Annotated in this window: 11 protein-coding genes; 6 read left to right on the top strand and 5 right to left on the bottom strand. The window is 42.5% G+C overall.

Translation table 11 applies throughout. The features are described from left to right. The first annotated feature begins 3 nt into the window (after positions 1 to 3). The 6 genes from BLW31_RS11890 to BLW31_RS11870 all read left to right on the top strand — a co-directional run bounded on the left by BLW31_RS11890 (position 4) and on the right by BLW31_RS11870 (position 7,251). A complete protein-coding gene (locus BLW31_RS11890; protein ID WP_010538184.1) occupies positions 4 to 564 on the top strand; it encodes a F0F1 ATP synthase subunit delta in 561 nt (186 codons plus the stop codon). Then, a complete protein-coding gene (atpA, locus tag BLW31_RS11885) occupies positions 564 to 2,147 on the top strand; it encodes a F0F1 ATP synthase subunit alpha (RefSeq protein ID WP_010538183.1) in 1,584 nt (527 codons plus the stop codon). The genes BLW31_RS11890 and atpA overlap by 1 nt, the downstream gene beginning before the upstream one ends. A gap of 148 nt (positions 2,148 to 2,295) precedes the next feature. Continuing rightward, positions 2,296 to 3,192: a F0F1 ATP synthase subunit gamma gene (locus BLW31_RS11880; RefSeq protein WP_010538182.1), complete on the top strand. Its 897-nt coding sequence runs from the start codon at positions 2,296 to 2,298 to the stop codon at positions 3,190 to 3,192. A 131-nt stretch (positions 3,193 to 3,323) separates the two neighbouring features. Further along, a complete protein-coding gene (locus BLW31_RS11875; protein WP_373169312.1) occupies positions 3,324 to 4,109 on the top strand; it encodes a DUF8469 domain-containing protein in 786 nt (261 codons plus the stop codon). Continuing rightward, positions 4,091 to 4,459 carry an LruC domain-containing protein gene (locus BLW31_RS25160; protein ID WP_022300873.1) on the top strand — a complete coding sequence of 123 codons (369 nt, stop codon included), beginning with the start codon at positions 4,091 to 4,093 and terminating at the stop codon, positions 4,457 to 4,459. Before BLW31_RS11875 ends, BLW31_RS25160 begins: the two co-directional genes overlap by 19 nt. 233 nt (positions 4,460 to 4,692) lie before the next feature. Further along, positions 4,693 to 7,251 carry a helix-turn-helix domain-containing protein gene (locus BLW31_RS11870; RefSeq protein ID WP_010538181.1) on the top strand — a complete coding sequence of 853 codons (2,559 nt, stop codon included), beginning with the start codon at positions 4,693 to 4,695 and terminating at the stop codon, positions 7,249 to 7,251. 93 nt (positions 7,252 to 7,344) lie between these two features. Here BLW31_RS11870 and BLW31_RS11865 read toward each other — a convergent pair whose 3' ends face one another. The 5 genes from BLW31_RS11865 to BLW31_RS11830 form a co-directional block, all read right to left on the bottom strand. Then, the gene (locus BLW31_RS11865) at positions 7,345 to 7,965 is read right to left on the bottom strand and encodes a LysO family transporter (protein WP_008761396.1); all 621 of its coding nucleotides are present in this window, start codon (positions 7,963 to 7,965) and stop codon (positions 7,345 to 7,347) included. Then, on the bottom strand, positions 7,962 to 8,240 hold the full coding sequence (locus BLW31_RS11860; RefSeq protein WP_010538180.1) for a LysO family transporter: 279 nt from the start codon (positions 8,238 to 8,240) through the stop codon (positions 7,962 to 7,964). The genes BLW31_RS11865 and BLW31_RS11860 overlap by 4 nt, the downstream gene beginning before the upstream one ends. A gap of 359 nt (positions 8,241 to 8,599) precedes the next feature. After that, positions 8,600 to 9,508: an SDR family oxidoreductase gene (locus tag BLW31_RS11850; RefSeq protein ID WP_010538179.1), complete on the bottom strand. Its 909-nt coding sequence runs from the start codon at positions 9,506 to 9,508 to the stop codon at positions 8,600 to 8,602. Between the two features lie 429 nt (positions 9,509 to 9,937). Further along, positions 9,938 to 11,122, bottom strand: a complete 1,185-nt coding sequence (locus BLW31_RS11840) for a clostripain-related cysteine peptidase (protein ID WP_010538177.1) — start codon at positions 11,120 to 11,122, stop codon at positions 9,938 to 9,940. A gap of 387 nt (positions 11,123 to 11,509) precedes the next feature. Further along, a complete protein-coding gene (locus BLW31_RS11830; protein WP_010538176.1) occupies positions 11,510 to 12,409 on the bottom strand; it encodes a helix-turn-helix domain-containing protein in 900 nt (299 codons plus the stop codon). Between the last annotated feature and the right edge of the window lie 12 nt (positions 12,410 to 12,421).

Below are 12,421 nucleotides of genomic sequence, written 5' to 3'. Positions count from 1 at the left end.
AAAATGGAAGTCGGAGTACTCTCAATGCGATATGCCAAAGCGATGATCGAATACGCGCAGGAGAAAGGTGTGGAGGATAGACTCTACAACGAGTTCTTCATATTATCTCACAGCTTTCGTACCCAGCCGGGTTTGCGTGAGGCGCTTGATAATCCTGTCATCTCAATGAAGGATAAGTTGGTACTGGTATGTACGGCTGCCGACGGTGACGGTAAATCAAGCAGAGAGTTTATCCGTTTCATTACGCTGGTTCTGCGAAACAGGCGCGAAGGCTATTTACAGTTTATCAGCCTGATGTACCTGGACCTCTACCGGAAACTGAAACACATCGGAGTAGGCAAGCTGATTACGGCTGTCCGGGTGGACAAGGAGACGGAAAACCGCATCCGTTCCGCAGCAGCGCATATTCTGCATGCCCAGATGGAACTGGAGACTGTGATTGATCCCTCGATAGAAGGGGGCTTCATCTTCGATATCAACGATTATCGGCTTGATGCAAGCATTGCTACGCAGTTGAAACGAGTGAAACAACAGTTTATTGATAAGAATAGGAGAATTGTATAATGTCTGAAAATATAAGAGTAAGCGAAGTATCCGATATATTGCGCAAGCAGCTCGAAGGAATCAATACCAACGTGCAGCTTGACGAGATCGGTACGGTGCTCCAGGTGAGCGACGGAGTGGTACGTATCTACGGATTGCGGAATGCCGAAGCCAACGAATTGCTGGAGTTTGACAACGGCATTAAAGCCATTGTGATGAACCTCGAAGAGGACAACGTGGGTGCCGTTTTGCTGGGTCCTACCGACAGAATCAAGGAAGGCTTTATTGTAAAACGTACCAAGCGCATCGCCTCTATCCGTGTGGGCGAAGGTATGCTGGGACGTGTTATCGACCCGTTGGGAGAACCGCTCGACGGAAAAGGGCTGATTGGTGGTGAGCTGTACGAAATGCCGTTGGAGCGTAAAGCGCCGGGAGTGATTTACCGTCAGCCGGTGAACCAGCCTTTACAAACCGGTTTGAAGGCAGTAGACGCCATGATCCCTATCGGACGCGGACAGCGTGAGCTGATTATCGGTGACCGTCAGACAGGAAAGACCTCGATCGCGATTGATACGATTATCAATCAGCGCAATAACTTCTTGGCAGGCGATCCGGTGTACTGTATCTATGTGGCTATCGGTCAGAAAGGATCTACGGTCGCTTCTATCGTCAATACGCTCCGCGAGTACGGTGCGATGGATTACACGATTGTGGTGGCTGCTACGGCAGGTGATCCGGCTGCATTGCAGTATTATGCACCGTTTGCAGGTGCTGCCATCGGTGAATATTTCCGTGATACCGGTCGGCATGCGCTGGTGGTGTATGACGACCTTTCAAAGCAGGCTGTTGCCTATCGGGAAGTTTCGTTGATTCTTCGCCGTCCGTCCGGACGTGAAGCGTATCCGGGTGATATCTTCTACCTGCACTCCCGTCTGTTGGAGCGTGCGGCAAAGATTATCAAGGAAGAGGATGTGGCGCGCGAGATGAACGATCTTCCGGAGAGTTTGAAAAGCATCGTGAAGGGCGGTGGTTCACTTACGGCTCTGCCTATCATCGAGACACAGGCAGGAGACGTTTCGGCATATATCCCTACAAACGTGATTTCGATCACCGACGGACAGATATTCCTCGAAACGGACTTGTTCAATCAAGGTGTCCGTCCGGCTATCAACGTCGGTATCTCTGTATCCCGTGTAGGTGGTAACGCCCAGATCAAGGCAATGAAGAAGGTGGCCGGAACATTGAAGATGGATCAGGCGCAGTATCGTGAACTGGAAGCTTTCTCCAAATTCAGCAGTGATATGGACCCTATTACGGCAATGACCATCGATAAGGGACGTAAGAACGCTCAGTTGCTTATTCAGCCCCAATACAGCCCGATGCCGGTGGAACAACAGATTGCTATCCTGTATTGTGGTACGCACGGTCTGCTCCACGATGTTCCTTTGGAAAACGTACAGGACTTCGAACGCAGCTTCATCGAATCTCTGCAACTCAACCATCAGGAAGATGTACTGGATGTTTTGAGAACCGGTGTGATAGACGATAACGTGACCAAGGCTATCGAGGAGACTGCCGCTATGGTTGCCAAACAATATTTATAGAAATGAAGAATGAAGAATTAAGAATGAAGAATGGGCTGCGCTGTCAAAGCGTTGCCATCTTCCTCTTTATTCTTTTCGGTCAGTACCCAAATGGGTACTGCACGGTAAATTCTTCATTCCTCATTCTTCATTCTTAATTTAAAAAGTTATGGCTTCACTGAAAGAAGTAAAAACCAGAATAAATTCGGTAAAGAGTACCCGAAAAATCACTTCAGCAATGAAGATGGTGGCTTCTGCCAAACTACATAAGGCACAAGGAGCCATTGAGAATATGTTGCCTTATCAAAGGAAGCTGAACAAGATTTTGACCAACTTCCTGAGTGCGGATCTTCCCATTGAATCTCCTTACATAAAGGCAAGGGAAGTGAAGCGGGTGGCAATTGTTGCCTTTTCTTCGAATACATCGCTCTGTGGTGCTTTTAATGCGAATGTCATTAAGATGTTGCTACAAACGGTTGGTGAGTTCCGTACATTGGGACAGGACAATATTCTGATATTCCCGGTAGGAAAGAAGGTGGATGAAGCAGCGAAACGTCTGGGATTCCAACCACAGGAAACTTCTGCGACGCTTTCTGACAAACCTTCGTATCAGGAGGCTTCCGAGTTGGCACATCGCCTCATGAAAATGTACATCGCCGGAGAAATAGATCGGGTGGAGCTGATTTATCATCACTTCAAATCAATGGGTGTACAGATTCTGCTTCGCGAAACTTATTTGCCTATCGACCTGACACACCTAGTGGACGGGGAAGAGAAGGAAAAAGAAGAAGAAGTACAAGGAGGAGAAATAGCGAATGATTACATCATCGAGCCCTCTGCGGAAGAACTGATCGCTAACTTGATTCCGACGGTATTGAGCCAGAAACTCTTTACGGCTGCTGTAGATTCAAACGCTTCGGAACATGCTGCACGTACATTGGCCATGCAAGTGGCTACGGACAATGCGAACGAGCTGATTCAAGATTTGACGAAGCAATATAATAAGAGTCGTCAGCAGGCCATTACAAACGAATTGTTGGATATTGTGGGTGGTTCTATGCAGTAAATGTCTGTTGCATGATAATACTATTTTCGGAATCAGTATTCCGTTTTTAATATTTGTGAGGCTGGCAGTGAAATAATCTATATATTTGGAAGTTCCAAGTCTTAATAGCTAACAAAACAAATATATAGATTATGACACACAAGCGATTGTTTAACATTTCAAGTGTTATTGCTACAGCGGCATTTATTAGTGGGCTCTTGGCAGGATGTATGGAGAAAGATTTATATGATCCTAATTATGGGAAAGACCCTGTACCGGACCCTGGCGAATATTTCGGATTTGAAACACGTGGCGATGTGAAGCTTTCCGTAAATTATGACTTACCGGGACTCATTGCACTTCTTGAAGTATATGATGAAGATCCGATGGAAACAGTGGATAATGAATCGGTTAAAAAAGAAGGAATCGAAGCTTTATTCAAAATCTACACAGACAAAAACGGAAAGTATGAAGGAAAAATGAATATTCCGACTTCCGTAGAAAGTATTTGTTTGTATACATCAAGTTGGGGAGTACCCCGATGCGTAAAACTGGACTTGAAAGACGGCTTGGCAAGTCTGGATATGAGTAAAATCACCTCTCCATCTGCTAATACAAAGGCAGTAACCCGCTCCTATAATTTTTCAAAAGGTAGTGTACCGTATACTATCAATTCCAGTGCAAATTTATACTCATTGTGTAAGTGGGGAAATTGCGGATTGCTTTCTTACATTGTTGATCAATCGCATCAGTATATTGATGATAATCCCAATCCCGGTTATATTACTCACATAGGAAAGGTAGGGGCTGAAGATATTGGCGTTTTCACCAAACGTATGATGCAATTCTTTGGAAATAGTGCGGATAACTCGGAACTGGTCAGGGAATCCGGAGTGTCAAACAGGCTGTTAAAGGGAAAGTGGGTACCTATACGATAACCAGAACGTTCGACAAGGCTTCTTTCAATAAAGAGAATCTGAAGGTGTATAATCCGTATATTATCGTAGGATATGCTGCAAATCAGAAGAACCGGACGGAAGTGCATTTGCCCAAGCATGAGGCAACAGCTTATGCTGACGCATCGCTTATCGGTTCTGGTAATGATGCTTATTACATTGATAGTGAAGGAGCTTATCCATTTGCTATTGATATTCCGATGTCGGATTTCGTTCCGGTAACGGAGACACATAATATTGATACGGAATACCCTTATTTCAAAGATTGGGCCGACTCTGGAGGTGCGAAACATACGAATTGGTATAAGGAATATCGGTCTCCCCAAAAATAAGAAAATAACTTTAATATAACTGTGACACGACTTTGTGTTCTTATTTGATCCGGTCCTGGTTTTCTTCAAGCGAGAAGAAGCCGGGACTATTTTTTGTTTGTCTGTCCAACATAATTATTCTTTATAGTTAAGAATGCGAATTGGATATATTTCTTACTGACTCTTTGTTTTCTTTATGTTCAGTTTCGGTGGTTGGAATCTATTCAGTACCTTTACCGAAAATTTTAGGAGACATGGAAAATAATCCGGAACTACAACTTGCTTGGCAGTTCATTGAAAATACAGGCACACATCTGTTTCTTACCGGAAAAGCCGGAACTGGAAAAACTACATTTCTAAAACGACTGAGAGAACATACACCCAAACGTATGGTCGTATTGGCTCCCACAGGGATTGCAGCTATCAATGCTGGAGGGGTAACGATTCATTCTTTTTTTCAGTTGTCTTTTGCGCCGTTTGTGCCGGAAACGACTTTCAATTCTGCCCAGATGCACTACCGTTTCAGCAAAGAGAAACGGAATATTATCCGCAGCATGGATCTGCTTGTCATCGATGAGATCAGTATGGTACGTGCAGATTTGCTGGATGCTGTGGATGCGGCTTTACGTCGTTATCGTGACCGTGAAAAGCCCTTTGGTGGGGTGCAGCTATTGATGATCGGAGACTTGCAGCAGCTGGCACCTGTGGTGAAAGACAGTGAGTGGGAGTTGCTGAAGAATCACTATGAGACACCTTACTTCTTTGCCAGCCGTGCATTGAGAGAGACAGTATATATGACGATTGAACTGAAAAAAGTATATCGTCAGAGTGATACTTTCTTCCTTTCTTTACTGAATAAGATACGCGAGAATAAAGCGGATGATGAAGTGTTGAATGAACTGAACCGCCGTTATCAGCCCGGCTTCCATCCCCGGAAGGAGGAAGGCTATATCCGGCTGACAACGCATAACTATCAGGCACAACAGGTGAATGACCGTGAACTGGCATCTTTGCCCGGACGGGCTTATAGCTTTCGGGCTGAGGTAGAGGGAAATTTCCCGGAGTACTCGTATCCTGCTGACGAAGTGCTGACCATCAAGGAAGGTGCACAGATTATGTTCCTCAAAAACGATGTTTCGTCGGAAAAACGATATTATAACGGTATGATTGGCGAAGTGGTAAGCGTAGATGCAAAGGGGATGACTGTATGCGGAAAAGATAGTACGTATGTTTTTCAGTTGCTGCCCGAAGAATGGGGGAATTATAAATATGTGCTGAACGAAGATACAAAGGAAATTACGGAAGAAATAGAAGGAGTATTCCGGCAATATCCCATCCGTCTGGCATGGGCTATCACTATTCATAAAAGTCAGGGCTTGACGTTTGAACGGGCCATCATTGACGCCCGTAACTCTTTTGCACATGGCCAAACGTATGTAGCGTTGAGCCGTTGCAAGACCTTGGAAGGAATGGTACTGGAAACTCCTTTGCGCAGAGAAGCGATAATCAGTGACCGTATTGTAGATGATTTTACGAAGAATGTGGAACAGAATAAACCGGGAAGCAAGCAACTGAATGATATGCAGAAAGCATATTTTTATGATTTGCTGAGTGATTTGTTTAACTTTTATTCATTGGATCAGGCATACAAGCGATTGCTCCGTTTAATGGATGAGGACCTTTATAAACTTTATCCGAAGCAGCTTGCCGAATATAAAGCATTGGCTTCTCACGTGAAGGAAAGAGTAGTGGAGGTTTCCCAGCGTTTCCGCAATCAGTATACGCGTCTGATCAATGAAGGGGAGGATTATGCGACAAATCAGGAATTGCAGCAGCGGATTTGCTCGGGAGCTGCCTACTTCCGTAAAGAGTTAGAGCCTGTCCGTGAGTTGTATGATAAGACGAGCATGCCTCTTGACAATAAAGAATTGCGGAAGCAACTAAATGAGCGTTTGCAGGCATTGGATGATGCTTTATGGATTAAGGAGTCTCTCTTGGAGGCGATGCAGACAGAGGCTTTTACTGTCACGGGCTATCTGAAACGGAAAGCAAAAGTGATGTTGAGTCTTGAAGGAGATACTGCTTCTTCCGGTTCTTCTGCCAAAGCTCCGAAGGAGAAAAGAGAGCGCAAGGAGCGTACCCGAGGCAATTCCGGAAAGGTAAAAGTGGAGGTTCCGACGGATATTTTGCATCCGGAACTGTATCGTGCTCTGTCGGAATGGAGGACGGCAAAGACACGTGAAGTGAGTATGCCGGCTTATGTGATCATGCAGCAAAAGGCACTGATGGGTATTGTAAATCTATTGCCTGATACACCGGGAGCTTTGGAAGCGATTCCTTATTTCGGAGCGAAAGGGGTGGAGAAGTACGGGCTTGAAATTCTGGGTATCGTACGTAAATACATGAAAGAGAATAACCTGGAACGACCGGAGATATTTTCTTCTGTTTCGAATGAAGAGAATGCACGGGAGCAGAAGTTGGCAGCGCAACATCAGGAGAAAAAGGAGAGACAAAAGGAGAAGAAGAAAGATACAAAGCTGGTGAGCTACGAAATGTTCTGTCAGGGGATGACGATCGAAGAGATAGCCAAAGCCCGTGATCTGGTGACCGGGACGATTGCTACTCATTTGGAGCATTATCTCCGTGAGAATAAAATAAAGTTAGAGCAGGTAGTGTCGGCTGATAAGATAAAGAAGGTTCGGAATTATCTGGAAACACATGAATTTATGGGCGTGGTAGCTATTAAAGCCGCATTGGGAGATGAAGTCTCTTATGCTGATATTCGCTTTGTGTTGGCGGCTGCGGGACATTAATAAAATCATTTAAAGAGATATCCCCCTTTCTTATTTCCGGTTTTGAAATTGACAGGAGTAAGAGAGGGGGATGCCTGTATAGTGAGTTACAGGTTATAGGTTACAGAAGAAAGAGACGAATACAGGCACACTGATATCGATCAGAATACCATGTAAAATAGCAATAGGAATCATTTCTTTTCCTGAATATCTGCTGATAGAAGGTAATAATACATCCATTGAATTGACACCGGCTGCTGAAATAGGAGCTAGCTTCCCGAAATACTTCTTGATGAGCGGTGTGCCCAGAAGTGCCATCATTTCACGGAAGATATTGGTGAGCAGGGCAATTGTGCCTAGCTCTGTAGCCAGCTGTATTCCGATGGTCGGTTCTTTAAACTGGGTAATCAGGATGGAAGACAGTGAATAGTATGCGAATCCGCTTCCCACTGCCATACAGTCGAATACACTCCATTGGCTTAGCAAAATACTTGCTAAGGCAGAAAACAGTAAGGTACCGGTGATGGTTCCTAGTGGGATCAACAGCATTTTCGGGTGTAAATGTGAGATGATCGCTTTCAGATTTTTGTTAGAACCGATACTGATTCCTACTTGCAGCATCAATGCGTATAGTATGTACATGGAAACGGTGTGCGTATCAAATTGGAATTTATTAAAAACTCCCATGATGCAGCCTACACAGAAAAAAACAATAACGATGAGACTTCCTTTCATTGTTTACCTCCTTTCTTGAAAAATAGTTGTAATACAAGTCGGGCAGCAAGCAAGCTCCCTAATACGCCGGATACGGCAAGAATGATTGCTTGCCATCCAAACTTACCGAGATTGTTCACAATCAGACTATTGGAACCGATGGACACTCCAAGGATAAAGAGTAACAGGAATATGGTAAGAGAAATGGTCTTTTCTGTCTTTTGCAAAATAGTCCAGTTACGCAATCCGTAGCCGATGCCGATTCCCAAAAACATGGTAGATATAATAGAGAACATATTGTAATATATTTTATTTGGTTAGGTTAAACAATTAACAAATAGCATGGATAATCCCCAAAAAGATACACATCTTATTGAAAATCAGATGAAAGTACTGCCTGTGAATAATGAATAAATCAGTAGGCCGTTTGAGTAAAAATGGGGAAGGGGAATTTAGATGAATCCGCTGAACCAATGTACATGCACGCAACAAGACGTGCAGAAATTGGGAATTTCCGCATGGAATATAGTGGCGTTATGTAATTGTAATGTTTGATTCATTATTATACTTCTTAATTTGGGTGCAAAGATAAGAAGTTATTGCATATTTTCAAAATAAATATGCAATAATTAAAAAGGGAAAGGTTGTGTATCGGTTAATTATCCCATTCCATGAGAATCTCTTTTAGCATACGTGGCCGGTAGCCAAGTATTGTACGGGCTTTTGCAATGCTCATCCCACTAAAGCGGGGGCGGGGAGTTGCTTCTTTCATATCTTTGGTTGTAATAGGATGGATAAGTGAGCGGTCCAGTTTCATGCAGTCCGCTACATGGAAAGCAATTTCCGCAATGGTCATACATTCATCGCCACAGATATGAAAAATACCATTGGCAGTGTTCTCTATCAGACGTTGCACCCCGTCCGATACGTCACCGACATAGGTAGGGGTGCGCCATTGGTCGGACACCACACGGATCTCTTGCCCTGCATTCAAACGATTCATCACGAGCTGTACAATATTTCCATGTTGTCCCGGCAGTGCTTTCCCGTAGACAATCTCTACACGAACAATGGCGTAGTTACTGCAGATTTCGGCAATCCTATTCTCTCCTTTCCATTTGGTGAAACCGTAATAGTTGACCGGAGCGGGGAGGCTCTCTTCTGTATAAAGTTGCCCGGAATTTTCATCTATCTTTCCGTCAAAAACAAAATCTGTAGATAAGTGGATGAATCGGCTTTTGTATATTTCGCAGAGATATGCCAATTGCTCTACTGCTGTAACGTTTGTAAGATAAGCCTCTTCATGATGTGTTTCACAATAATCGGGGACGGATAAGGCAGAGCAATTGATGACTGCATCGGGTTGTGCTTCTTTAAAGAGATGCTTGATAGCTGCTTCATCCCGTATGTCTGTTGTGACGAAATGATATTTACCGTCACCATTTGGAAGGATGTCCGGATGCAGGGAGCATCCTGTTACGTTATATTGTTCCTTATTTGATAAGTCATTCAGTATCTGGCGTCCGGTGAATCCGTTTGCACCGATGATCAGTATATTCTTCATGGATTATTTTTTATGTTATCGTTCGTTTCAGTCATCTGAATACGTTTGGGTTTAAAAGTATGGTTTTCTGTATTTATTCTCACAAAAGTAGAAAATAATTTCAAGTATATAACATTGATCTTAGGTAGAAGATGAAGTACGGACATAAAAAAAAGGAGCAACGCCTTGCTCCAACCTTTGTTAACCTTAAATCTAATACTATGAAAAACACGATGCAAAGATACGTACTTCTGTGATATTAGCAAATTATCCAAGAAAATTCGTATGTTTTATAACATTGATTAAGAATTTGAAATCTCGATTCTATTTTTATTAAGAGATTTTCGGGCTTACTCTTTTATACTATAAGAAATATATCTTTATGTTATGAGAAATACATCTCGGTAACTTTAAGCAAAAGTAATATACTCTTATTAGAGATATGAGATATTAATGGGTAGCTGCATACCATGCTGTTTCTTTTTTTCCTGAAGCAAGCCTGTTAGTACTCGGATCGGAGATTGTAATGCCGGAAAATGTATTTATTTTCACTTTACCTCTGCTCATAGAATAGAAATATTCTGTATTTCTTTTGAATGGCACTGTGCGATTGAGCTGTTCGTTGAATTGTGCTACCAAAGTTTTATCGGGGCATAATTTTGAAACATAGTCACCATAATCAAAGAAGATGACCGGATTATATCCGTCTAATCTTTGTAAGGAACTGGTTAATGAAGAATCAAACGTATATTGATGATTAATCTCTTTCATAATAGCTGCCAGATTATCAAGTTCGGAGCAATCAGTGACAGCAATTGTTCCGCATGGCATTTCGCTATAATTGGAATAAAAGGAGTAGAAACCGTCACAGATACCCTCATAATCTACTTTTCCTATCAGATATTGACCAATTTCGGCGTATGGCATGCCGTACGCCATCACTTCACTTGTAGACCCTATCAGATAATCAGTCACATCTTTGAGATCATAGGCTACTTCTACACTCGACATATAGCAGTCATCGAATAATATATATTCCATTTTAAGTCCTGCATTGGAAATACCTTTGGCAAGTGTTGTTATATCAGTCTGATATTGAGGTTCCAGTCCTCCGAAATAACGTGTCATTGGTACATTTTCGTACTCCCAGTGCATCTTGGTACGGAGACCGCTACGCGATTTGGAGTTTGATACGGGTATCCATCCCATACCGTGGCAGCCGATAACCATTGCGTAACGTTTGGTAGGAGAATAGCGTTGAACGTCATTGAGGATGGATGTGATACCTTCTGCCGTTGTATATGCAGGGTCTGTATATTCCTTTAGAGTTTTACGTGCGCTTTTACCATTTTCATAGGTGAGTTCGAAAAGAGTGGCTTTCGTTGCTGTAGTACACATGAAGACAATCACCCGTTCATTCTTCAGTATATTTTTTCCGACTACACTTTCCAAGTCGCTGATATTCTGATAAAAATTGGATGTAAGGTTAGTAGACCACGGGAGATACATGAATACTGTCTGTTCTGTGGGAACTATAACAGGATCTTCCTTCTCGCATGAAGTCATGCCAAAAGAAAGGAACAGTATGACGATAACTGATTTTATCAAATGATAATATTTCCGCTCTGTTTTCATTGTTTTGTCAGAATTAAAATTACTTCTTGATATATAACGTAAAAAGAATACTTTTTGATTTATATAATCAAAATGTAATCCGGATGTATCTTTTTAATAAGTGTTTCTGCAAATTTACCGAAAAATAATGTAATTCTCTATATCTGTAAGTCCAATAGTTCGCATATAGACATAAAAAAAGGAGCAACGCCTTGCTCCAACCTTTGTTAACCTTAAATCTAATACTATGAAAAACACAGTGCAAAGATACGTACTTCTGTGATATTAGCAAATGATCCAAGATAATTCGTATGTTTTATAACATTGATTAAGAATTTGAAGTCTCAAATATATTTTTATTAAAGGTTCTCTTCTGTTCTAGAGTCATCTGGAAGAAGAGCATATAAATCAGTTAGGCATTCTGAAATCATTCGGTGGGCAGCCGGTCATCTTCTTAAACAGGCGGCTAAAATACTGAGCATTTCGGAAGCCGAGTTCCTGCGCTATCTGGTTAAGCGGCTTATCAGTATTTATCAGCCAGTCTTTAGCTGTTTCGAAACGTTTGAACTGGAGATATTCTTTAAATGATTTTCCTGTTTCATATTCCAGCAAATCATTAAAATATGCAGGAGATAAATGGAGGCTTCCGGCACAATCTTCAATGGTAGGAAGGTCGGCGGATTGACTTTGTATCGTATGGAAATGATGATCTAAAAGACGATTGAACCGTCCGATAATCTGTTTGTTTGCTTCATTGCGGGTGATAAACTGGCGTTCGTAGAAGCGTTCGCAATAATCGAGCAATAGTTCGATATATTTAGAAATAATTTTCTGGCTATAGCAATCGATACAGCGTTGCAGTTCCTGGTTTATTTTATCCAGAAGCTCCAGTATAACCTGCTTCTCACGTAATGAAATATGCAGTGCTTCTTCGGGGCGATAAGAGAAGAAAGTATAGTCACGGATATTCGCTCCGAGGGCAGTGCCACAGATCAGGTCGGGATGAAACGCCAGTATCCATCCCTTGGAAGGACGCGTGTTGTTACTATCTTTCATGCTGATTGATTCTCCGGGAGTCAGGCAGATAAGTGTTCCGTCTGAGAAGTCGTAGTACTGATGTCCGTATCTGCATGCTTCACATTTGCATTCACCCAACAGAATCGTATAAAATCCGAATTTAAAATCTGTATGGGATGATAGGTCGGCTTTTGAGAGGTCGATGACACTGACCAGAGGGTGCAGTGTCTTACCTCCCAAGCAACAATTGCATTGATGCACACTTCCTAATTTAAGTACTTTATCTCCCATGACGTAAATAAT

The organism is Bacteroides faecis MAJ27 (assembly GCF_900106755.1).
Lineage (GTDB): Bacteria > Bacteroidota > Bacteroidia > Bacteroidales > Bacteroidaceae > Bacteroides > Bacteroides faecis.
The sequence above is the reverse complement of the archived record's forward strand: the minus strand, read 5'-3'. Positions and strand labels throughout refer to the sequence as shown.